Consider the following 20,240-nt stretch of genomic DNA (forward strand, 5'->3'; position numbering starts at 1 on the left):
GTTTTCGGCCTTTACCGTGCTTGAAAACATCGCCTTTCCGCTGCGCGAGCTTAAGACCCTGCCGGGCGATCTGATCCGCGAGGCCGCGATGGTCAAGTTGCAGATGGTGGGCTTGCCCCTTGATGCGGCCGGGAAGATGCCGAGCGACCTGTCTGGCGGCATGATCAAGCGGGTGGCGCTGGCGCGCGCCCTCATCATGGATCCGCCACTCTTGCTGCTGGACGAGCCCACGGCCGGGCTGGACCCCGACAGCGCCGACGCGTTTTGCGCCCTGCTGCGCTCTTTACACCGCGAACTGGGCTTGACCATGCTGATGGTCACGCACGACCTGGACACCCTGTTTGCGCTCAGCACCCGGGTGGCCGTGCTGGCCGAAAAAAAGGTGCTGGTCACGGGCATGCCCGCCGAGGTAGTGGCCTTCCCACACCCGTTTATCGAACACTTTTTTCTGGGTGAACGCGGGCGGCGTGCATTGGCACCGTTGCCTGTCGTCCCCCTTCCCCAAGGAGATCTACCCCATGGAAAATAAATCCCACGCGCTGGCCGCAGGTGCGTTTGTGCTGGCTATTACCGCGCTGCTGGTGGCGTTGGCGGTCTGGCTCACGCGCGACGCGGGCAGCAGCCACCCGTATGAACTCTCGTCGGGCGACGCGGTTACGGGCCTGCAGCCCCAGGCCGCCGTGCGCTACAAGGGCGTGGCCGTGGGCAAGGTAACCTCCATTGGCTTCGACCCCGACGTGGCGGGCAATGTGCTGATCCGCATCGCCGTGGACGACACCACGCCGCTGTCGCCCACCGCCTTTGCCAGCCTGAGCTACCAGGGCATCACCGGCCTGGCTTTCGTGCAGATCGACGACGCGGGCCAGCCGCAAGCGCCGATCCCCCCGGGCCGCAGCGGCGTGCCCCGGCTGCCGCTGGAGACCTCGCAACTCGGCAAGCTGACCCAGCAGGTGCCACACATTCTGGAGCAGGTAGACGAAGCCACGCTGCGCCTGAACCAGCTGCTGAGCGACGAGAACCAAAAGCTGCTCACCGGTGTGCTGACCAGCACCGACCGCGCCACCACCAGTTTGGCCCAGCTCAGTGCCCGGCTGGAGCAAACCGTGGCGCAGCGGCTGGATCCGGCGCTGGCCCGCATCCCGGCCATTGCCGACGACACTCACCAGGCCATGCGTGCGTTGCAAACCGCCGCCGACACTGCGAACGGTAGCTTTGCCGCCATTGGCCAGACGGCGGCACGGCTGAACGAAAAAGGCGGCGTGATGGACCGGCTGGCCGACGGTACGGGTGCGCTGTCCCATGCCGCCGACACCTTTGGCAGCGCCACCTTACCGCGCATCAACCGGGTGGCCGACGACGCGTCCCGCGCGGCACGGCAACTGGGCCGCACCGTCAACGGCATCAGCGAGCAGCCGCAGTCGCTGATTTTTGGCGGCGGTGCTGCCGTGCCCGGCCCCGGTGAGGCAGGCTTCGTCACCCCGGCTGCGCAACCATGAATACGGCTTACAAAGGATTTGCTATGGATATAAGAGCTGTTGGCGTAGGTGGAACATACATGAAATGCCTATTTGGCTTGGTATTTGTGGCCCTGAGCGCTTGCTCTGCTTTGCCTGATAAACCCCTGCGCGCAGTGCAATACGACTTCGGTCCTTCCACCACCACGGCCATGGCCAACGCCAGCTTGCCGACCCTGGCGTTGGCCGACGTGGAAGCCCCTGGGATGAGTGACGGTGGCACGGCCATTCTGTACCGTCTGGGCTATGCCGATGCCCAGCAACTGCGCCCCTACACCCAGGCCCGCTGGAGCGTGCCGCCCGCACAGTTGGTGGGCCAGCGGCTGCGCGATGTGCTGGGCCAGCGCCGGGCGGTGCTGGGTGCCAGCGACAGCGCGGCATTGGCGCGCACGACCGGCCCCGCGCCCCGACTGCTGCGGCTAGAGTTGCAGGAATTTACCCAGGTGTTCCAGTCGCCCGTCGCCAGCACCGGCCTGGTACGGCTGCGCGCCACCTTGGTGGAGAGCACGCTGCTAGGCGACAGCCTGCTGGCGCAGCGGTCTTTCAACGTGCAGCGCCCGGCCCCCAGTGCCGACGCGCCCGGCGGTGTGCGGGCGCTGGCAGTGGCCACCGATGCCCTGGCGCAAGAGCTCGATGGCTGGCTGGAAATGGCAGGGCGCTAAACCGGCATCAGGCGGCGATGGCCTGCAGCGGGGTTTTGGCCGTGGCTGCCTTGGCCGTGCCAAAGGCGACTTCGCCCGACAACTGGCCGCCTTCTTCGATCACCAGCTTGCCGTAGCGCACCTTGCCGGTGACGCGGCCGGTGGCGTAGATCACCAGCTTGTCGCGCACGGTGAGTTCGCCGTCAAAGGCACCGTGGATTTCGGCGATGTCGATGTCGGCCGAACCCTTGAAGGCCCCGGCGGCGGTGATTTGCATCAGGCGCGAATCCATGGTCGCCTCGACCGTGCCCTCGACCACCAGGGTGTCGCAGTCGGTGATTTCCACGCCCTTGAGTTTGATGTTGGGGCCCACGGTGAGGGTGCTGCCCGTGGCTTTGGCCGGGGCCTGGGCGGCCACGGCTTCTACCGGAATGTCTACGGTGTCGGCCACCGGCGGGGTGACCAGGGGCTGGGGCCGCTGCGCCAGGGTTTGTGCCTGGGCCAGGTTGTTGCGCACGCCAAAAGCTTCGGGTTCACGCTTGCCAAAAAACGGGGTTTGTAGAGCCATGGGAGTTCCCTTCATGAAAGAGGCCCATGGTAGGGGGCCAAGCCGGTTACATCTCCGCACAGGATGCAAGGTATGTAACAAAATGGAAGCAAATCCATCGTAAAGATTCGCGCAAATTACGACCTAATGGCGATGCACGTCGTCATGGACAATGGCGTTTTCTCTCCAGGATTTCCATGATCGGACGACTCCAAGGCCTGCTGGCCGCCAAAAACCCGCCCCAGGTGCTGATCGACTGCCACGGCGTGGGCTACGACGTGGACGTGCCCATGAGCACCTTCTACAACCTGCCGGGCCTGGGCGAGCAGGTTACGCTGCTGACACACTTTGTGGTACGCGAAGACGCACAAATCCTGTACGGATTTGCCACCCCCGGCGAGCGCGATGCCTTTCGCCAGCTCATCAAGATCAGTGGCGTGGGGCCGCGCACGGCTTTGAGCGTGCTGTCGGGCATGGGCGTGGACGACCTGGCCCAGGCCATCACGCTGCAAGAAGCCGGGCGGCTGGTGAAGGTGCCCGGTATCGGCAAGAAAACTGCCGAGCGCCTGCTGCTGGAGCTCAAAGGCAAGCTGGGTTCCGACATCGGTCTGCACCACAGCGCCACCAGCGATGCCCAGGTCGACATCCTGCAGGCCCTGGTGGCCCTGGGCTACAGCGACAAGGAAGCGGCGCTGGCACTGAAAGCCTTGCCCGCGGGCGTGGGCGTGAGCGAAGGCATCAAGCTGGCGCTGAAAGCACTGGGCAAGTAGGCACTATCTGGTAGCTTGGGTCTGTATAAAGAAATGTATAGCTGGTCAACCAGTGTTGGCGGGCTCCGTTGTAGGTGCAGGTCTGAACGCAATTCAGATTCGCTCTAGGAAGTCGGAGCACACACGACTGTCTTTGCCAGGAAATTGTTATGACCACGATCAAATCTCTCTTCGCCGCTGCCCTGATTTCTGCTGTGTCCCTGTCCTCGTTTGCCCAGGCTCCCGCACCTGCCAAGGATGCCGCACCCGCTGCCGCTGCCGCCCCTGCGGATGCCACCGCGAAGCCCGCCGCACCCGTGAAAAAGCACGCCGCCAAAAAGGTGAAGAAGCACGTTGCCGCCAAAAAGGTAGACGCGCCCGCCGCCGCACCGGCTGCCGCTGCATCGTCCGCCAAGTAAGTAGCGTCTCTTGCTGCTGAAAAAGGCTGGGTTCGCCCAGCCTTTTTTTACGCCTGCGTTTTACTGCGCGTCGCGCACCACACGGCCATTCAGGGGCTGCACAGGCCGTGCGTTGGCGGGGTACAACTGGCTGAACAGGCGAAGCTGCTCGGGGCTGATCTGCACCGGTTGCTTCAGCACCATCCACAGCACGTTTTCTGCACAGGGCGGCGTGGTCAGCGAGCCCATGAACTGGTAGTAGCGCATGTCTTGCGGCAGCAGCTCGTTGAGGTCCAGCAGACCGGCGGGCATACGCACCCGGTCGCCGGTATCCAGCGGCATGTAGGTCCAGACCTTGTTGATCAGCGCATTGGCCTGGCCGGGGTCGAGCAGCACGGCGACCACCGCCACCTGACCGTCCACATCGCGGTGCATCAGGTGCGCCACCATGGCAAACGCACGTCCGTTGACCCGCTCCTCGCTGGGGTGGTGGAACACGATCTGGTACAGCTTGTAGGTAGCACCGCGTACCGTCAGGGTGTTGTCGCCCACCACGTCTACCTGGATAGTGCGGCCATTGTTCAGCACCATGGCACCGCTGGGCTGGTAGCGGATTTGCAGCGGCTCGGCCGGGCCCTGCAAGGTATTGGTTTCATCAATGGCGATGGGCGACTGGCGTGTGCCCTGGGCGCACAGATTGAAGTCGGGGCTGAGCTTGGCCCAGGCCTGCGGGCCGGTGCTGCCCTCGTAGCCCCAGCGCACCTCGCCGCCGTGGACCATGGCAGCAGCGCCTGCTGCCGTACCTGCACCGGGGGCCGTGGCCGCCATGGCCGCGGCGCGGGTACTGGCTTTGCTGTCGGCCGGGTTGACCAGTCCGTGCGCCTTGGCGTGGGCGGCGGCGATGTCGGGCGGTGGAGCCGGGGCCGCACGCATACCGGCTTTTTTGGGCTCGGCTTCGATGGTGATGGTGACGGTGGGCGTGTCTGCGGCCTTGCCCTTGGTCTTTTTGGTCTTTTTGCCCTCACCGGCGTTGGCCTTGTCGATGGCCTCACGCACCTGCTGCGCCATGCTTTCCTTGCTGCCGGGGTCTTGCGGCTTGGGCTTGGCGGGCAGGGTGATTTTGCCCGTGGCCTTGGGCTTGTCGGCGGGCGCGTCTTCGGCATGGGCCGTGGCCACGCCCCCAGCGCAAAGCAGCAGGGCCAGCGCCCATCGGGTAGAAACAGAGTGCGTGCGGTGCGTCATGGAGGGTCCTGGCGGGGGCAAAAAGAGTTGGCATTGACTATAGCCACAAGCGCGAGGCGTTTTTCGGTGCGGGCAGGCCCAGGCGCTATAGTGGCCCATCCTTTTTTGCACTGCCTGCCCGTGTCCATCCAGACTGATGATTTTGCTGCGCCCCCCCCGAAGCGCATGGTCTCCGCCGCCCCCACTTCGCCGCAAGAGGAGGCGATTGAACGCGCCCTGCGCCCCAAGCTGTTCGACGACTACGTGGGCCAGACCAAGGCCCGTGAGCAGTTGGAAATCTTCATCGGCGCGGCCACCAAGCGCGGCGAGGCGCTGGACCACGTGTTGCTGTTCGGCCCGCCCGGCCTGGGCAAAACCACGCTCAGCCACATCATTGCCCACGAACTCGGCGTGAACCTGCGCCAGACCAGCGGCCCGGTGCTGGAAAAGCCCAAGGACCTGGCCGCGCTGCTGACCAATCTGGAAAAGAACGACGTACTCTTCATCGACGAAATCCACCGGCTCAGCCCGGTGGTGGAAGAAATTCTGTACCCCGCGCTGGAGGACTACCAGATCGACATCATGATCGGCGAGGGCCCGGCCGCCCGCAGCATCAAGCTCGATCTGCAACCTTTCACCCTGGTGGGGGCCACTACCCGTGCCGGCATGCTGACCAACCCGCTGCGCGACCGTTTCGGCATCGTGGCGCGGCTGGAGTTCTACACGCCAGAGGAGCTGGCCCGCATCGTCAAGCGCAGCGCCGGCTTGTTGAATGCGCCGATGGACGTGGAAGGCGGCTTCGAGATCGCCCGCCGATCCCGCGGTACGCCGCGCATCGCCAACCGCCTGCTGCGCCGGGTGCGCGACTACGCCGACGTGAAGGGCAACGGCACCATCACCCTGGACATCGCCAACCGCGCCCTGGCCATGCTGGACGTGGACCCGCAGGGCTTCGACCTGATGGACCGCAAACTGCTGGAAGCCGTGATCCACCGCTTTGACGGCGGCCCAGTGGGCCTGGACAACATCGCCGCCAGCATCGGCGAAGAGCGCGACACCATCGAAGATGTGATCGAGCCCTACCTGATCCAGCAGGGTTTTTTGCAGCGGACCAACCGCGGCCGCATCGCCACCCTGGCTGCTTACCGGCACCTGGGCGTGACCCCGCCGCAGACCGAGGGTGGCTTGTTTTCTGTAGATTAAATCGAGCTCTAGCGCATATAGTACCTGTGCTGGCAGCTATTTAAAGAGTAGCAAAACAACCGGCGTGCTTGCCACGGCTTGGGTTTTATTGCGCAGGCGGATGGCGAAGACCGCCGCGCCAGCGGGGCATGGGCGGCATGGTGGAGCGCAAAACGCCCGCAGTCCAATAATCACGGCCAACCCCCTTCCTTTGGACCGCCCATGAGCACCCTGTTTTCTCCGTTTCCGCTGCGCAGCCTGGTGCTGCCCAACCGCATCGTCATCTCGCCCATGTGCCAGTACTCGGCCGACCACGGCCAAGCCACGGCCTGGCACCTGCTGCATTTGGGCCACCTGGCCTTGTCCGGCGCGGCCATGCTGTGCCTGGAGGCCACGGCGGTAGAGCCCGATGGCCGCATCACCCACGGCGACCTGGGCCTGTGGGACGATGCCACCGAGGCGGCCCTGGTGCCGGTGCTGGCCGCGATTCGCCAGTATTCGCATACCGCGGTGGTGGTGCAACTGGCCCACGCCGGGCGCAAGGCCTCTAGCCACTTGCCCTGGAAGGGCGGCCAGCAAGTGCCCCTGGCGCAAGGCGGCTGGCTGGCCCATGCGCCGTCGGCACTGCCGCAAAAAGACGGTGAACTCGCCCCCCAGGCGCTGGATGCCACCGGGCTGCTGCGGGTGCGCGATGCCTTTGTGGCCGCGGCCTGGCGCTCTGAGCGTTTGGGTATCGATGGCATCGAGCTGCACGCGGCCCACGGCTATTTGCTGCACCAGTTTTTGTCGCCCATCTCCAACCAGCGTACCGATGCCTATGGCGGGTCGCTGGAAAACCGCATGCGCTTTCCGCTGGAAGTGTTCGCCGCCGTGCGCGCCGCGTTCCCGGCCGACAAGCCGGTGGGCATCCGCGTATCGGCCAGTGACTGGGTGGACGGCGGCTGGGACATCGCCCAGACCATCGCCTTCGCGCAGGCATTGAAAAAGTTGGGTGTGGACTGGATCGACGTGTCGTCCGGCGGCATTTCACCGCTGCAGAAAATCCCTTTGGCGGCGGGCTACCAGGTGCCGTTTGCCCAGGCGGTGAAAGAAGCTACCGGCCTGCCCACCATGGCGGTGGGCCTGATCACCGACGCGCAGCAGGCCGAAGACATCCTCGCCAGCGGCCAGGCCGACATGGTGGCCCTGGCCCGCGCTGTTCTGTACGACCCGCGCTGGCCCTGGCACGCCGCCGCCAAGCTGGGCGGCACCATCCAGGCCCCGCCCCAGTACTGGCGCTCGGCCCCGCATGGTTTGAATGGGATTTTTGGCGAAACGGTATTGGGCGGGCGCTGAATCCTGTTTTTATAAGAAAAGTATCTCTAGCGCATATTCCACTTGCGCAAGTAGCTATTAAATAAATAGCATTACCGACAAATTCAAGCCGCGTTTTCGTCCAGTGCGCCTTGTTGCTCCAGATGGAAGGTATCGGCCCAGCCGACCAGGGTGAAGCCTTCGGGGGTCCACAGCAGGCGGTTGATGGCGGCGTTGGCCAGGTCCCAGGTGCGGGGGGCTTGCAGGTCCTGGCCGGTGGCGGCGCGGTACAGCACGTCCATCACGCCGCCGTGGGCCACGATGGCGATCAGCTCGCCGGGGTGGCGGGCGGCTAGGGCGCTGACGCAAGCCAGCACGCGGTCACGGAAATCGTTCAGGCATTCGCCGCCTTCGGGGGCAAATTCCGGGTCGCGCTTGCGCCACAGTAGGGCTTGCTCGGGCAGGCGGGCTTCGATGTCGGCAAAGCTGTGGCCCTGGAAAATGCCAAAGCCGCGTTCGCGCAGGCCTACGTCGGTGGTGATGGGCAGATCGAGCGCCCCGGCCACGGCCTGCGCCGTTTCCAAGGCCCGCAGCAGGTCACTGGCGTAGACGGTGGTGATGGGTTCACCCGCCAGGGCCAGCGCCAACTGGTGGGCCTGCCAGCGGCCGGTGTCGTTCAGGGGAATGTCGAGCTGGCCTTGGATGCGGCTGTCGACGTTCCAGGCGGTTTCACCGTGGCGGATGGCGATGATGCGGGTGGCGTCCATCAAGATTCTTTCACTGCGGGGTGGGTGGAATGTCTACCGTAATTCTTTGCAGGCCTGCGGGCGGATTCGGGAAGCCGTGCAGGGCAGCCGTGACCATGGCCGGGATCTGGTCGCTGCCGATGGGCCCATTGCTGTCCTGGCTGGCCTGGGTTTCATACACCACCTGGCCGGTAGCGAGGTCGCGCAGTACCAGGCTGAGCAGGCGCTGGTAGGTGCGCACTTCCATGGGCAGCATCGGCATCATGGGGGCCATGAAGGGGCCGCGCATGCCGCGGCCGCCGCCCATCCAGGGGCCACCGCGGCCCCACGGACCGTAGGGGCGGCTGCTCCAGGTGCTTTCGGTCAGCAGCTGGGTGCTGATTTGCAGGCTGTAGCGGGCGTTGGCGGTGTCTTGCACCAGCCCGGCTTGCGCCAGGGCGGGCAGGGACAGTTGTTCGACCGCGTCCTGGGTGGCGGCATCGGTCTGCTGGGAGGGCAGGCGCTCGAAGCGGAAGCCCAGGGGCCGGGGCACGGCGCTGGTCCAGTTGGTGAAGCTTTGCACGTCGTTGTCCACCCGGGTGACGCTGGCGCAGCCAACGAGCAGCACGGCCGCCGTAAGGGTGAGGGCGCGCCAGCCGGTCATCATAGGTGCACCACTTGCAGACCGGGCAGGCCCGACATGCCGACAGGGGGAAAGCTGGGCGCATCAAAGGCCTGGTCGCCCTCAATGCTGGGTACGCCGGTGGTTTTCAAGCCTTCGAAGTCGTAGCGGCTGCGGTCCATCAGGTGCGAGGGCACCACGTTTTGCAGCGCGCTGAACATGCTTTCGATGCGGCCGGGGTGCTTCTTTTCCCACTCTTGCAGCATCTGGGCGATTTGCTTGCGTTGCAGGTTCTCCTGGCTGCCGCACAGGGTGCAGGGGATGATGGGGAACTGCTTGTGCGCGGCCCAGCGGGTCAGGTCTTTCTCAGTCACGTAGGCCAGTGGGCGGATGACGATGTGGCGGCCGTCGTCGCTGACCAGCTTGGGTGGCATGCTCTTGAGCTTGCCGCCAAAGAACATGTTCAAAAAGAAGGTTTGCAGCATGTCGTCGCGGTGGTGTCCGAGGGCGATCTTGGTCGCGCCCAGCTCGTCGGCCACGCGGTACAGAATGCCGCGGCGCAGGCGGCTGCACAGGCCGCAGGTGGATGTGCCCTCGGGGATCACGCGCTTGACGATGCTGTAGGTGTCCTGGTTTTCGATGTGGAAGGGCACGCCCAGGGCGGTGAGGTAGGTGGGCAGCACGTCGGCAGGGAAGCCGGGCTGCTTCTGGTCGAGGTTGACGGCAATGATGTCGAAGTGGATGGGCGCGCGGGCCTTGAGCTTGAGCAAAATGTCCAGCATGGCGTAGCTGTCCTTGCCGCCGCTCACACACACCATCACCTTGTCGCCTTCTTCCACCATGTTGTAGTCCACGATGGCTTTGCCCATCTCGCGGCACAGGCGTTTTTCTAACTTATGCGTTTCGCGCTCGATCTTGAAATCGGGGGCGGCAGGTGAAACTGTGGAAGTGGGGGCGGCAACCTCGTCGGTGGTCCATACGGCGCTCATAGGGGGCAATCGGTTCTAAAAGATGCCGATTATCCCGCGTCGGGTCTGATCCGTGCCAGATCAGGGTGCTTTGCCGGTGCTGGCCTTGGCTTCCATGGTGCGTTGCACCGTGCCGTTGGCCTTGAGTTGTTTGAATGCGGCCTGGGTGCGCTGCACCACGGCGGGTGGGGTGGCCAGGCTGTAGGCCATGTACAGGCCGGTGGTCAACGCGTCCAGGCTCAGCACCCGTTCCAGCCCGGCACAGTCGAAAGACGTGGCGCGGCACTGGGCCTCGGCACCGGCTTCGCTGAGCGGCACCATGTCCACTTTGCGCTTGAGTAACTGGGCAAAGTTTTCGCTGGTTTGCGCCGACATCACCAGCCGGGTAAAGCCCTGCTGCTGCAGGTACTGGTGGCGCAGGTCGTCACGCATTACGCCGATGGTGTAGCTGCGCGCAGTGTCCAGATTGCTGGCGTGGATGTTGGCACGCTCGCGCAGCTTGTACAGGTGGTAGCGGATCTGCAGGAATTCGCCGACCCACTGGAACTTGGGCTCGCGCTCGGGGGTGCGGGCCACCAGGTAGATCAGCACATTGGGTTCGTTCAGCGCCATGTCGTAGGCGCGGGCCCACGGGTACATGTTGAGCCGGTAGTCTTTGATGCCCGCCAGTTGCAGGGTTTTTTCCAGTACTTCGGTGGCCGGGCCGGCAATTTTCCCGTCTTGCAGGTAGACGAACGGGGTTGTCTCGGTCACCACCTGTACCGGCTGCGCCCAAGGGCTTAGCGGTAGCAGTAAGGTCCAGGCGAGGAAGCCGGTGCGCCATGCAGAGTTCATGTTGGGTTCCTGTGTGGCGGATAAAAAGTTGGCCGTGCGGGCGTTCATGCCGCTTGCCCGTGCACCACCACCCGGTTGCGGCCCGTGCTTTTGGCCTGGTAAAGGGCGCGGTCGGCCTGGTCGAACAGGGTGTCGAACTTGTCCACCTGGGTTGGATCGAGTTGCGCCAGACCGATGCTGATGGTTACCACCGGCGCAGCTTCGGAGTTGCGGTGGGCTATTCCCAGGTCGGCCACGGCGCGCAGCAGCTGACCGGCCAACAGGGCGCCCTGGGTGGCATCGGTGGCGGGTAGCAGTACGGCAAATTCTTCGCCGCCGATGCGTGCTACCAGGTCCCCGGCCCGGGCACTGCCTGCCCCCAGGGCCGTGGCCACAGCACGCAGGCACTGGTCGCCGCTGGCGTGGCCATAGGTGTCGTTGTAGCGCTTGAAGGAGTCGATGTCGCAGACCAGCAGGGTCAGCGGGTGGCCGGTGCGCAGGGCGCGGCGGAACTCGATCTCCTTCATTTCGTCGAATTGGCGGCGGTTGGCGAGCCCGGTCAGCGGGTCGGTGCGGGCCAGGCTGTCCAGCCGGGTGTTGGTGTCTTCCAGCTGGCTGTTGGCGGTTTCTAGTGCGGCCGTGCGTTCGCGCACCAGTGCGGCCAGGTTGTCGCGGTGGGCCAGCAGTTCTTTTTCGTCGCGCTGTTGCTGTTCCAGGTAGTCAGACAGCGTGGTTTGCAGTTGGTTGACCCCGCCCACCAGTTGCGAGAGTTCGTCCTGCCGCGAAGGGTGGCGGTCCAGGGTCAGTAGCTGGCGCAGGTTGGCGGGGGTCAGTTGGCCCAGGTGCTGGGCGATGCGGCGCACGTGCACCGTCACCAGGCGGTTCAGCAGCAGCATGATCAGGCTGGCCAGCAGCAGGGACTGGGCGATCTGGGTGGCCACAATTTCGGCTACTTCGCTGCGCAAGCGGGCCCATAGCACCCGCTCGTCGCCATACAGCGTTAAGGAACCCACCACCTCTTTGCTGCCCGCAAACAGCTCGTAGTCCAGCGGGCGGTTCAACACCGGTGCCAGGGTGGACGGCCGCCAGCTTTCGCGTACCCGCCGAAACACTTCCGGGGCGTGGTTGGCCGACTGCAGGGTCACCACCACCTGCCCTACCGAGGCGGCGTTGGCCATGCTGTTGAGGTGGGTCTGCAGGGAGTCGCGGTCCATCTCCCAGATGGATTTAGACAGGGTTTGCTGGTAGACCTGCGCAATCAGCGCCATCTCGCCCGACATGCGGGCCACATTGTTTTGCCAGGCCGACCAGGTGCGCACGGCGGCCACTACCAGCGTAAACAGCAGGCAAAACACCAGCGTGGCCAGCACGATGCGGCCACCCAAAGACGTGGGCTTGGCCGGCTTTAAAGCCATTTCTTCTGCAAGGCATCGTAGGTGCCGTTCTTTTTGATGGCCTCCAGCCCTTTGCGGAAGCGTTCCACCATGGCATCGGGGGTTTTCAGGCCAAAAGCCATGTAGTTGCCGCCACCGCTGAGCTCGGCGATGCGCAACGCTTTGTTCAGCACCACCGCCGGGTCATCCCCCGCCTGGCGCACCATGTAGTAGGCGCCCAGTTCGTTCATTACCCACAGGTCAACCCGGCCGAGTTTGAGCTTCTCGTAGTTCAACTCGTAGCGGGCGCTGGACTGCAGGTTGTGGCCCAGAGAAAACCCCTGTGAGGCCAGGTATTGCTCGCCAATATCTTGGTTGACCGTGCCGATCTGCAGGGGTTTGGCATCCTCCAGGCTGCTTAGGCGGATGTTGCGGCTTTTTAGCGAGAACAGATAGAAGTCGGTGGGGGTGATCTGGCCCACCCATTTGAAGAGCTTTTCGCGGTCTTTGGAGCGGTTGATGGAGTAGATCAGCACGCTTTCAGTGGTCTGCGCCGTCTCGTAGGCGCGGGCCCAGGGCACAGACTGGAACTGCCCTTCGATATTGATTTCTTTCAGTACCGCCTGCACCACCTCGGTTCCCAGGCCGGTGATCTTGCCTTTGTCGGTGAAGTTGAACGGTGGGTACTCTTCGGTCAGGATCTTGATGGTTTCTACAGCCTGGGCCGACCAGGCACAAACCCACAAACCCATGCCTGCGGCCAGCAATGCAGCGCGGCGGGTACTTGCTCGGACGCCAAACAATGTCATTCAACTCTCCAAGGGGGGCATCTAGGCACCCTAACACGAGGATGATTGATACATCTTATTACGTGTGGCGCATGCTACGCCGATTTCAGGCTCACCATTGCCCTGTTTCTACCCGGATTGCCACTTCGCAGTCGTCAAAAATCTCCAGTTTGGCGATTTTGACGCGCACGCCCAGCACGCCGGGTAACTGCATCAGCCGCTGGGCCAGTTTGCCAATCAGGCTCTCCAGCAGGTTCACGTGCTCGGCGGTGCAGTCGTCGATGATGATCTGGCGCACCTTGCGGTAGTCGAGCACGTGGTTGATGTCGTCGTCGCAGGGCTCCAGCGGCTGCGGGCCGAGGTTGAGCTCGGCATCCACCAGGATGGGCTGCGGCGCGGTTTTTTCGGATTCCAGAATCCCCAGGTTGGCATTGAAGCGCAGGCCGGAGAGTTGCAGGGTTTGGTTGCCGGAGGTGTGGGACATGGTGTTCTTTTAGGTGAGGTCCATCAGGGAAAAATCGCGCTCGAACTGCATCAAGTGCTGGCCGCCGTCTACCAGCAGGGTGGTGCCGGTGATGGACCCATTCTCCAACGCAAACTTCACCGTGGCCGCCACATCGGCGGCGGTGGACGAGCGGCCCAGCGGCGAGATCTGGTGCAGCACGGCAAACTGCTCGTCGCTGAGCATGTGGCTTTTGAGCGTCAGGCCGGGGGCCACGCCGACCACGCGCACGTGCGGGGCCAGGGCCTGCGCCAGCATGGTGTTGGCCACTTCCAGCGCGGCTTTGGACAAGGTGTAGCTGAAGAAATCGGGGTTCAGGTTCCACAGCTTCTGGTCTAGCAGATTGACCACGGCACCGCCTGCATTGCGCGCCTGCAGGTGGCTGTGCAGGGCCTGGGCCAGCAGAATCGGCGCGCCGGTGTTGCTGCGCAGGTGCATCTCCAGCGCGGCAAAACCGAAGGTGGCGGCGCTGTCGTGCTCAAAAGTAGACGCGCAATTCACCACCGCATCCACCGCGCCAAAGTGCGCCACCACCTGGGGCAGCAGGGCGCGCACGGCGGCTTCATCGGCCAGATCGGCTTGAAACGCATGGTGTTTTAGGCCGCTAGCGCATGTTATATCTACACAGTCAGCTACAGTTTGAATAGCATCCTGCTCGGAATGCCGGTAGTGCACGGCCACCTGCCAGCCGCCGCGCGCCAGGGCCAGGGCGATTTCGCGGCCCAGCCGTTTACCGGCGCCAGTTACCAATGCGGTACGAGCTGGGGGGGAGGGCGGGTTTGGTGGCAACATTCAGAGACAATCCGGGGGTGGAAAAAACATCCCCCAGTTTAACGATCGCGCTCCAGACCGAGATTCGGCGGGCCATTACCTCATCCGCGGCCGACGGCTGGATTCCCTTCGACCAGTTCATGGCCCAGGCCCTGTACCACCCCGGTTTGGGTTACTACGCCAACGAGCGCCCCAAGTTCGGTAGCCAGGATGCCGACGGCAGCGACTTTGTGACCGCGCCCGAGCTGTCCGGCCTATTCGGCCAGGCCCTGGCGGCGCAGGTGGCGCAGGCGCTGCAAGTGACCGGCACCAACGAGGTATGGGAGTTTGGTGCGGGATCCGGCGCGCTGGCGCTGCAATTGCTCGAAGCCTTGGGCGACCAGGTGCAGCGCTACTGCATCGTCGATCTGTCCGGCACGCTGCGGGCCCGCCAGCAACTGCGTCTGGCCCAGTTTGCCGATAAGGTGCAGTGGGTGACCGAGCTGCCCGCCACGCTACAGGCCGTGGTGGTGGGCAACGAGGTGCTGGACGCGATGCCGGTGCAACTGCTGGCCCGGGTGAACGGCCAGTGGCATGAGCGCGGCGTGGCCTGGTCGGGCGAAGAGTTCGTCTGGCAAGACCGCCCCACCACCTTGCGCCCGCCCGCCGAGGTTGACGGCCCGCACGACTACCTGACCGAAGTCCACCCCCAGGCCGAGTCCTTCATTCGCACCCTGGCCGATCGGCTCACGCAGGGCGCAGCCTTCTTTTTGGACTACGGCTTCCCCGAGGCCGAGTACTACCACCCGCAGCGCAATACCGGCACCGTGATGTGCCACTACCTGCACCGGTCGGACCAAGACCCGCTGGCCCTGGTGGGGCTGAAAGACATCACCGCCCACGTCAATTTCAGTGGCATCGCCCTGGCCGGGCAAGACGCAGGCCTGGCCGTGCTGGGCTACACCAGCCAGGCGCGGTTTTTGATGAACTGCGGTTTGCTATCTAAAATGGAGCATGCTAGCCATGCAGAACGTGCGCAAGCGCTCAAATTGATCACTGAACACGAAATGGGCGAGCTGTTCAAGGTCATCGCCTTTGGCGCAGGGCCAGAGTGGGAGCCGCTGGGTTTTACTCAGGGCGACCGGTCGCACACGCTGTAGCCATGTTCCGCTGGCTGTTGGTCATCTTTGTTGCCTTGTTACTCATAGACTGGTTTTCCCCGTTGCTGCAAAAGCTGGGTTTTGGCAGACTGCCTGGCGACTTGCGCTTTCGGCTGTTGGGCCGCCCCTGGTTTATTCCAATTACCACCACCCTCGTCCTCAGCCTGGTGGCAGGCCTGGTCGCTAAATTTATCTAACGAAAAGAGCTCCATGAAAGCATGTATCGATGTCGGCGGCACCAAGGTTGCCGTCAGCCTGGCTAGCGGTAACGACGATCTGCCGGTGCTGCAAGGCCGCCGCACCGAGCCCACCGCCAAAACCGGCACCAACGACGCGCTGGCGGTGCAAATCATCCGCATGGTCAATGAAACCTGCGCCGAACTGGGCGTAGACCCTGCATCGGTGCAAAACGCGGGCGTGTCGTCGGCAGGTCCGTTCATCATCAACAACGGCCTGATCGAGCTGGCTGGCCCCAACATCTGCGGCGGCATGGCCGGACCAGCGCGTGGGTTACCCAACGACTGGACCACGGCCCTGCTGGAAGCCCCGCTGGGTGCCCGCTTCGCCCGTGTGCGCATCGAGAACGACTGTGTCGCCGCGCTGGAGGCCGAACGCCACTGGGGCGCGCTGAAAGGTTTTGACCACTGTGCCTACGTTACCTGGAGCACCGGCATCGGTGTGGGCCTGTGCGTGGATGGCAACGTGCTGCGCGGCAAAAACGGCAATGCAGGCCACGCGGGCCATATGTTTGTAAGCGACAACGACGACGCACTGTGCGGCTGCGGCAATATTGGCGACGTGGAGGGTTTGGTGGCCGGTAATTCCATTGCCCGCCGTTTCGGCCAGGAGGCGCCGGTGCTGTTCCAAGCGGCCCGCGCGGGCGATGCCGCTGCTTTGAAAATCGTTGACGACCTGTGCCGTGTGATGGGCCGCACCTTGTACAACCTGGTGGCCGTGCTGGATTTACAGCGCATTAGTATGGGTGGTAGCGTGTTTTGGCATAACCGCGAGTTTCTGCTGCCACGCCTGCAGGCCCATATTGACGGCCATTTGCCCGCATTAACCGCCGGAGCCTTGTTGGTGCCCGCCGGTTTGGCCGACAAAGTGGGCGATTACGCTGCCGTGGCATTGGCCTGATCCCGGATCAGGGTGGTAAAAGGGTTGCTACTGGATTTGGTTTGGATATTTTTTGGTTTACAAGTTCTGTATGCTACAAATAAAGAGCCCGTTGGGCTCTTTTTAATGCCTCAGATCCAGTAACTGTTTATTTTGGGGTCTATAATATAGTTTCTCAGTCATATTTCTAGACATATCCGGACGCCAAAATGCCAACCTACAAAGAACTTCTCGAACAACGCGCACTCTTAGAGCAGCAAATCAAGCAAGCCCACACGCTGGAAAATGCCGATGCCATCGAAAAAGTAAAAGCATTGGTAGCTGATTTTGGTTTGACCGCCGATGATATTTTTGGCGCAGGCAAAACCCGCACCAAGGCAGTGGCCAAAGTGGCACCCAAGTTCCGCAATCCCCTCACCGGCGATACCTGGACCGGCCGTGGCAAACCACCAAAGTGGATTCAAAACCTGGACCGCGACCAGTTTCTGATTGCCTGAACGCCATTCTCTACCGCTTGCATAGCGCAGGCCGTAGAAGATATTCAAAAAGCCCGGTCGGTTGACTGGGCTTTTTGCATTGTGTGGCCTGGTATGGAAAATGGGCGTATGCATGTGGAGATGCCGCGCATCAATCCCACGCTGTTTTGGCATCAATAGCCCAGCCCGTTTGCGATAAGCTGTAATGCGGCTACGACATAGCTGTGGTTTCTACGTATCCACCCCATAAATGCCCCTCATTATTCTCGGGAAATACGATGCAACAACTTTACATTGGCAATAAAAATTATTCATCTTGGTCCATGCGGCCTTGGGTGTTGTTAACGCAGTTTGGTATTGCGTTTGAAGAAATTTATGTCCGGTTTGATTCCTTTGACGCCCATTCGCAGTTCAAAGCCACGGTGAATGCGGTGAGTCCGGTCGGCAAAGTACCGGTATGGGTGGATGGCACGCTGGCGGTATGGGACACATTGGCCATAGCCGAAACCCTGGCTGAGCAATACCCCGGTAAAAACCTGTGGCCACGCGATCCCCATGCCCGCGCCCGGGCCCGCAGCGTGTGCGCCGAAATGCACTCCGGCTTTGGTGCCCTGCGCAGCCATTGCCCGATGAACATCGAAGCCCAGCTGCCGCTGGTGGGGCAATTGGCCTGGCGCGACCAGCCCGCGGTGCGCGCCGACGTGGCCCGCTTGGTCGCCCTGTGGTCCGAGCTGCTGCAAACCCACCGCGGCCCCATGCTGTTTGGCGACTTCAGCATTGCTGACGCGTTTTTCGCGCCGATCTGCATGCGTTTGAACACCTATGCGCTGCCACTGCCCGCCGCTGCCCAAGCCTATGTAGACCGTGTGACGGCGCTGCCCAGCGTGCAGGCATGGATCAAGGACGCCCTGGCCGAGCAGGACTTCCTCGACTTCGAGGAACCGTACCGCGTGGCGCGCTAGCTAAACTGGGGAGATGCACATTTATTTAGTCGGCGGCGCTGTCCGCGACACCTTGCTGGGTCGTCCCAGCGGCGACCGCGATTGGGTAGTGGTAGGGGCTACACCCGATGCGCTGGTGGCCCAGGGCTACCTGCCGGTGGGCAAAGACTTTCCGGTCTTTCTGCATCCGCGCACCCACGAGGAATACGCCCTGGCCCGTACCGAGCGCAAGACGGCCCCTGGCTACCACGGCTTTGCGGTCCACGCGGCCATCGACGTGACGCTGGAGCAAGACCTGGCCCGGCGTGACCTTACTATCAATTCAATAGCTGCTAGCGCAAGTGGAACATACGCTAGTGGCCAATTAGACGTAAATTTTGAATCCTTGTCCGACCCCTTTGGCGGCCAGCGCGACCTGCAGGCCAAGGTGTTGCGCCACGTCACCGACGCGTTCCGCGAAGACCCGGTGCGCATCCTGCGCGTAGCCCGCTTTGCCGCGCGCTTCACCGACTTCACCGTGGCCTCCGAGACCATGGACCTGATGATTGAGATGGTGGCCGCCGGCGAGGTCGATGCCCTGGTGCCCGAGCGCGTGTGGCAGGAGCTGGCCCGCGGCCTGATGGAGCCGCGGCCTTCGCGTATGTTCGAGGTGCTGCGCGACTGCGGTGCCCTGGCCCGGCTGCTGCCCGAGGTAGCAGCCCTGTGGGGTGTACCCCAGCGCGCCGATTACCACCCCGAGATCGATACCGGCATCCACGTGATGATGGTGCTGGACATGGCTGCGCGCCTAAAGGCCCCGCTGCCGGTGCGCTTTGCCTGCCTGACACACGATTTGGGCAAAGCCACCACGCCCGCTGACGTGTTGCCCCGCCACATCGGCCACGAGATGCGCAGTGCGGATCTATTGAAAGGCCTGTGCCAGCGCCTGCGCGTGCCCACCGATTGCCGCGACCTGGCCGACGTAGTGGCCCGCGAGCACGGCAACATCCACCGCGGGCTGGACCTCAACGCCGCCGCCGCCCTGCGCTTGTTGGAGCGGGCCGATGCTTTTCGCAAACCGCAGCGTTTTGCCGATGCCTTGTTGGCCTGCGAATGCGATGCGCGGGGAAGGCTGGGCCTAGACGAGCAGGCTTACCCGCAGCGCCCGCACTGGCTGGCGGTGTTACAGGCCGCGCAGTCAGTGGTCACCGAGCCCATTGCCAAAGCCGCCCAGGACAAAGGCGTGCAAGGCAAAGAGATCGGGGGCTTGGTGCATGCCGCGCGGGTGGCGGCGATCAAAGATGCGCAGCTGTGCGATTAGCTGGTCGGAGGCGGGCCATCGCTGTCGCCGATTTCTAGTTCTGGCGTGCACAGTTTTTGCAGCGACTCCAGCGGTTCGCCGCGCAGGCGTGCCAAGGTCATTTCGGCCAGCGCCACACCGGTGGCAATGGGGGTGGGCTGCATCACCGCGGTGACGGTGGTGCGCACCACCGAGTCCGAGCCCAGTCCGTCGTACACGATCACAGACAGGTCGCGCCCCAGCACTAGGCCCGAATGCAGCACCGCGTGGACGGCACCGATACCGGCCAGATTGTTGTCTACCAGTACAGCGGTGGGGCGCTGGGGCAAGGCCAGCAGTTTTTGCATGGCCGCATAGCCGGACCTGCGCTCCAAGGCATTGCGCTGCACCGACAGCGGTTTGAGCGGAACACCCGCCGCCTTCAGGCTGGCGCAAAAACCGGCATAGCGCTGGTCAGCAAAGTTGTATTCAGGCGGCGCGCCCAGATAGCCCAAGCGGCGGTGGCCCAGGCGCAGCAAACGGTCGGTGGCCATGCGCGCACCGGCCAGGTTGTCGAAGTCAAACCAGGCGTATTCGGAGGTCAGCGATGCACTGCGGCCGTAAGCTACAAATGCCACGTTGCGCGCCTGCAGCAGCTCCAGCCGCCGGTCGCGTACGCGGGTGCGAGGCACCACGAACACGCCGATGTGGCGGCCGGTAATGGCCCGCTCGTAAGCGGCCAACTCGTCGTCGGCCGAGGCCGACACAATCAGCAAATCCAGACCCGACTGGGCGAAACGCTCGCTCATCGAGGAAGCGACCTGCAAGAACTGCTGGTCGCCCAGATCGCCGGTGGTGACGGGGAACACGATGCCCACGGCATCGGCCCGTCCCAGCGCCAGGCCCCGGGCCCGTGCGTCGGCCCGGTAGTCCATGCGTGCAGCAGCCTCTAAAACGGCGCGGCGTGTGGCCGCTGCCACTTCGGGATAGCCGTTCATGGCGCGGCTCACGGTGGTGAGCGACAGGCCGAGTTCTTCGGCAATCCGTTTCAGTGACATCTATGGAGGGTAGTGGGTGGGGCTGGTGGTCGATACAGGCCAAAGGGGGTTAAATGTAACGGCATGTCAAACACCCCTGGGCTGGGTACGGCACGCAGACTGTCGCAATTCTGCAACATGGGGCGGAATTTGGAAAAAATAATTA

General features: G+C 63.5%; 24 protein-coding genes. 13 read left to right on the forward strand and 11 right to left on the reverse strand.

Translation table 11 applies throughout. The annotated features are described in order from the left end of the window. The 3 genes from Q0T48_RS11720 to Q0T48_RS11730 form a co-directional block, all read left to right on the forward strand. Positions 1-529 (forward strand): ATP-binding cassette domain-containing protein (locus Q0T48_RS11720; protein WP_295956517.1); only part of this gene is annotated, 529 nt, incomplete at its 5' end. Further along, the gene (locus Q0T48_RS11725) at positions 519-1,496 is read left to right on the forward strand and encodes an MlaD family protein (RefSeq protein WP_295956518.1); all 978 of its coding nucleotides are present in this window, start codon (positions 519-521) and stop codon (positions 1,494-1,496) included. The genes Q0T48_RS11720 and Q0T48_RS11725, both read left to right, overlap by 11 nt. A 59-nt stretch (positions 1,497-1,555) precedes the next feature. Beyond that, positions 1,556-2,176, forward strand: a complete 621-nt coding sequence (locus Q0T48_RS11730) for an ABC-type transport auxiliary lipoprotein family protein (protein ID WP_295956521.1) — start codon at positions 1,556-1,558, stop codon at positions 2,174-2,176. 7 nt (positions 2,177-2,183) lie between these two features. On the opposite strand, the gene Q0T48_RS11735 is transcribed toward Q0T48_RS11730, so the two are convergent. Next, positions 2,184-2,723: a polymer-forming cytoskeletal protein gene (locus Q0T48_RS11735; protein ID WP_295956523.1), complete on the reverse strand. Its 540-nt coding sequence runs from the start codon at positions 2,721-2,723 to the stop codon at positions 2,184-2,186. A gap of 176 nt (positions 2,724-2,899) precedes the next feature. Here Q0T48_RS11735 and ruvA point away from each other — a divergent pair, with 176 nt between their 5' ends. Continuing rightward, positions 2,900-3,472 (forward strand): Holliday junction branch migration protein RuvA, encoded by a 573-nt coding sequence (ruvA, locus tag Q0T48_RS11740; RefSeq protein WP_295956524.1) that lies wholly within the window; start codon positions 2,900-2,902, stop codon positions 3,470-3,472. 149 nt (positions 3,473-3,621) lie between these two features. Continuing rightward, the gene (locus Q0T48_RS11745; RefSeq protein WP_295956526.1) at positions 3,622-3,870 is read left to right on the forward strand and encodes a hypothetical protein; all 249 of its coding nucleotides are present in this window, start codon (positions 3,622-3,624) and stop codon (positions 3,868-3,870) included. A 60-nt stretch (positions 3,871-3,930) separates the two neighbouring features. Here the strand turns inward: Q0T48_RS11745 and Q0T48_RS11750 are convergent, their stop codons facing one another. Continuing rightward, positions 3,931-5,091 carry a carbonic anhydrase gene (locus tag Q0T48_RS11750; protein WP_295956528.1) on the reverse strand — a complete coding sequence of 387 codons (1,161 nt, stop codon included), beginning with the start codon at positions 5,089-5,091 and terminating at the stop codon, positions 3,931-3,933. Between the two features lie 120 nt (positions 5,092-5,211). Here Q0T48_RS11750 and ruvB point away from each other — a divergent pair, with 120 nt between their 5' ends. Together ruvB and Q0T48_RS11760 are read left to right on the forward strand one after the other, a co-directional pair. Next, a complete protein-coding gene (ruvB, locus tag Q0T48_RS11755; protein WP_295956529.1) occupies positions 5,212-6,273 on the forward strand; it encodes a Holliday junction branch migration DNA helicase RuvB in 1,062 nt (353 codons plus the stop codon). A gap of 201 nt (positions 6,274-6,474) precedes the next feature. Beyond that, positions 6,475-7,587 carry an NADH:flavin oxidoreductase/NADH oxidase gene (locus tag Q0T48_RS11760; RefSeq protein ID WP_295956531.1) on the forward strand — a complete coding sequence of 371 codons (1,113 nt, stop codon included), beginning with the start codon at positions 6,475-6,477 and terminating at the stop codon, positions 7,585-7,587. A gap of 83 nt (positions 7,588-7,670) precedes the next feature. Here the strand turns inward: Q0T48_RS11760 and Q0T48_RS11765 are convergent, their stop codons facing one another. The 8 genes from Q0T48_RS11765 to Q0T48_RS11800 all read right to left on the reverse strand — a co-directional run bounded on the left by Q0T48_RS11765 (position 7,671) and on the right by Q0T48_RS11800 (position 14,128). Then, entirely contained in the window at positions 7,671-8,312 is a 642-nt protein-coding gene (locus Q0T48_RS11765; RefSeq protein WP_295956534.1) for a histidine phosphatase family protein, read from the reverse strand. A 10-nt stretch (positions 8,313-8,322) separates the two neighbouring features. Further along, entirely contained in the window at positions 8,323-8,937 is a 615-nt protein-coding gene (locus Q0T48_RS11770) for a DUF4136 domain-containing protein (RefSeq protein WP_295956535.1), read from the reverse strand. Next, a complete protein-coding gene (gene ttcA, locus Q0T48_RS11775) occupies positions 8,934-9,881 on the reverse strand; it encodes a tRNA 2-thiocytidine(32) synthetase TtcA (protein ID WP_295956537.1) in 948 nt (315 codons plus the stop codon). Before ttcA ends, Q0T48_RS11770 begins: the two co-directional genes overlap by 4 nt. Positions 9,882-9,941: 60 nt before the next feature. Continuing rightward, positions 9,942-10,694: a transporter substrate-binding domain-containing protein gene (locus tag Q0T48_RS11780; protein ID WP_295956539.1), complete on the reverse strand. Its 753-nt coding sequence runs from the start codon at positions 10,692-10,694 to the stop codon at positions 9,942-9,944. A gap of 44 nt (positions 10,695-10,738) precedes the next feature. After that, on the reverse strand, positions 10,739-12,088 hold the full coding sequence (locus Q0T48_RS11785; RefSeq protein WP_295956541.1) for a diguanylate cyclase: 1,350 nt from the start codon (positions 12,086-12,088) through the stop codon (positions 10,739-10,741). After that, positions 12,079-12,855, reverse strand: a complete 777-nt coding sequence (locus Q0T48_RS11790) for a transporter substrate-binding domain-containing protein (RefSeq protein WP_295956543.1) — start codon at positions 12,853-12,855, stop codon at positions 12,079-12,081. Before Q0T48_RS11790 ends, Q0T48_RS11785 begins: the two co-directional genes overlap by 10 nt. 91 nt (positions 12,856-12,946) lie before the next feature. After that, positions 12,947-13,318 (reverse strand): dihydroneopterin aldolase, encoded by a 372-nt coding sequence (locus Q0T48_RS11795; protein ID WP_295956544.1) that lies wholly within the window; start codon positions 13,316-13,318, stop codon positions 12,947-12,949. Positions 13,319-13,327: 9 nt separating this feature from the next. Then, entirely contained in the window at positions 13,328-14,128 is an 801-nt protein-coding gene (locus Q0T48_RS11800; protein ID WP_295956546.1) for an SDR family oxidoreductase, read from the reverse strand. Positions 14,129-14,145: 17 nt separating this feature from the next. On the opposite strand from Q0T48_RS11800, the gene Q0T48_RS11805 reads away from it, so the two are divergent. The 6 genes from Q0T48_RS11805 (at position 14,146) to Q0T48_RS11830 (ending at position 19,079) form a co-directional block, all read left to right on the forward strand. Then, the gene (locus Q0T48_RS11805; RefSeq protein WP_295956549.1) at positions 14,146-15,246 is read left to right on the forward strand and encodes an SAM-dependent methyltransferase; all 1,101 of its coding nucleotides are present in this window, start codon (positions 14,146-14,148) and stop codon (positions 15,244-15,246) included. A 2-nt stretch (positions 15,247-15,248) separates the two neighbouring features. Beyond that, positions 15,249-15,443: a DUF2905 domain-containing protein gene (locus Q0T48_RS11810; protein WP_295956551.1), complete on the forward strand. Its 195-nt coding sequence runs from the start codon at positions 15,249-15,251 to the stop codon at positions 15,441-15,443. A gap of 13 nt (positions 15,444-15,456) precedes the next feature. Further along, positions 15,457-16,383, forward strand: coding sequence for an ROK family protein (locus tag Q0T48_RS11815; RefSeq protein ID WP_295956553.1), 927 nt, complete (start codon positions 15,457-15,459; stop codon positions 16,381-16,383). Positions 16,384-16,571: 188 nt separating this feature from the next. Further along, positions 16,572-16,859: an H-NS histone family protein gene (locus tag Q0T48_RS11820; RefSeq protein ID WP_295956555.1), complete on the forward strand. Its 288-nt coding sequence runs from the start codon at positions 16,572-16,574 to the stop codon at positions 16,857-16,859. Between the two features lie 257 nt (positions 16,860-17,116). Continuing rightward, the gene (locus Q0T48_RS11825; protein ID WP_295956557.1) at positions 17,117-17,800 is read left to right on the forward strand and encodes a glutathione S-transferase family protein; all 684 of its coding nucleotides are present in this window, start codon (positions 17,117-17,119) and stop codon (positions 17,798-17,800) included. Between the two features lie 13 nt (positions 17,801-17,813). Beyond that, the gene (locus Q0T48_RS11830) at positions 17,814-19,079 is read left to right on the forward strand and encodes a multifunctional CCA addition/repair protein (protein ID WP_295956558.1); all 1,266 of its coding nucleotides are present in this window, start codon (positions 17,814-17,816) and stop codon (positions 19,077-19,079) included. On the opposite strand, the gene Q0T48_RS11835 is transcribed toward Q0T48_RS11830, so the two are convergent. Next, a complete protein-coding gene (locus Q0T48_RS11835) occupies positions 19,076-20,095 on the reverse strand; it encodes a substrate-binding domain-containing protein (protein WP_295956560.1) in 1,020 nt (339 codons plus the stop codon). The two genes, Q0T48_RS11830 and Q0T48_RS11835, sit on opposite strands and share 4 nt — an antisense overlap. Between the last annotated feature and the right edge of the window lie 145 nt (positions 20,096-20,240).

The sequence above is a fragment of the Rhodoferax sp. genome, assembly GCF_025354435.1.
Taxonomy (GTDB): Bacteria; Pseudomonadota; Gammaproteobacteria; order Burkholderiales; family Burkholderiaceae_C; genus Rhodoferax_B.

Excerpts from the sequence above, each read along its gene's own strand:
- Q0T48_RS11725 (WP_295956518.1), top strand. The coding sequence starts at position 519 with ATGGAAAATAAATCCCACGCGCTGGCCGCAGGTGCGTTTGTGCTGGCT.
- Q0T48_RS11730 (WP_295956521.1), top strand. The coding sequence starts at position 1,556 with ATGAAATGCCTATTTGGCTTGGTATTTGTGGCCCTGAGCGCTTGCTCT.
- Q0T48_RS11735 (WP_295956523.1), bottom strand. The coding sequence starts at position 2,723 with ATGGCTCTACAAACCCCGTTTTTTGGCAAGCGTGAACCCGAAGCTTTT.
- ruvA (WP_295956524.1), top strand. The coding sequence starts at position 2,900 with ATGATCGGACGACTCCAAGGCCTGCTGGCCGCCAAAAACCCGCCCCAG.
- Q0T48_RS11745 (WP_295956526.1), top strand. The coding sequence starts at position 3,622 with ATGACCACGATCAAATCTCTCTTCGCCGCTGCCCTGATTTCTGCTGTG.
- Q0T48_RS11750 (WP_295956528.1), bottom strand. The coding sequence starts at position 5,091 with ATGACGCACCGCACGCACTCTGTTTCTACCCGATGGGCGCTGGCCCTG.
- Q0T48_RS11760 (WP_295956531.1), top strand. The coding sequence starts at position 6,475 with ATGAGCACCCTGTTTTCTCCGTTTCCGCTGCGCAGCCTGGTGCTGCCC.
- Q0T48_RS11765 (WP_295956534.1), bottom strand. The coding sequence starts at position 8,312 with ATGGACGCCACCCGCATCATCGCCATCCGCCACGGTGAAACCGCCTGG.
- Q0T48_RS11770 (WP_295956535.1), bottom strand. The coding sequence starts at position 8,937 with ATGATGACCGGCTGGCGCGCCCTCACCCTTACGGCGGCCGTGCTGCTC.
- ttcA (WP_295956537.1), bottom strand. The coding sequence starts at position 9,881 with ATGAGCGCCGTATGGACCACCGACGAGGTTGCCGCCCCCACTTCCACA.
- Q0T48_RS11780 (WP_295956539.1), bottom strand. The coding sequence starts at position 10,694 with ATGAACTCTGCATGGCGCACCGGCTTCCTCGCCTGGACCTTACTGCTA.
- Q0T48_RS11785 (WP_295956541.1), bottom strand. The coding sequence starts at position 12,088 with ATGGCTTTAAAGCCGGCCAAGCCCACGTCTTTGGGTGGCCGCATCGTG.
- Q0T48_RS11790 (WP_295956543.1), bottom strand. The coding sequence starts at position 12,855 with ATGACATTGTTTGGCGTCCGAGCAAGTACCCGCCGCGCTGCATTGCTG.
- Q0T48_RS11795 (WP_295956544.1), bottom strand. The coding sequence starts at position 13,318 with ATGTCCCACACCTCCGGCAACCAAACCCTGCAACTCTCCGGCCTGCGC.
- Q0T48_RS11800 (WP_295956546.1), bottom strand. The coding sequence starts at position 14,128 with ATGTTGCCACCAAACCCGCCCTCCCCCCCAGCTCGTACCGCATTGGTA.
- Q0T48_RS11810 (WP_295956551.1), top strand. The coding sequence starts at position 15,249 with ATGTTCCGCTGGCTGTTGGTCATCTTTGTTGCCTTGTTACTCATAGAC.
- Q0T48_RS11815 (WP_295956553.1), top strand. The coding sequence starts at position 15,457 with ATGAAAGCATGTATCGATGTCGGCGGCACCAAGGTTGCCGTCAGCCTG.
- Q0T48_RS11820 (WP_295956555.1), top strand. The coding sequence starts at position 16,572 with ATGCCAACCTACAAAGAACTTCTCGAACAACGCGCACTCTTAGAGCAG.
- Q0T48_RS11825 (WP_295956557.1), top strand. The coding sequence starts at position 17,117 with ATGCAACAACTTTACATTGGCAATAAAAATTATTCATCTTGGTCCATG.
- Q0T48_RS11830 (WP_295956558.1), top strand. The coding sequence starts at position 17,814 with ATGCACATTTATTTAGTCGGCGGCGCTGTCCGCGACACCTTGCTGGGT.
- Q0T48_RS11835 (WP_295956560.1), bottom strand. The coding sequence starts at position 20,095 with ATGTCACTGAAACGGATTGCCGAAGAACTCGGCCTGTCGCTCACCACC.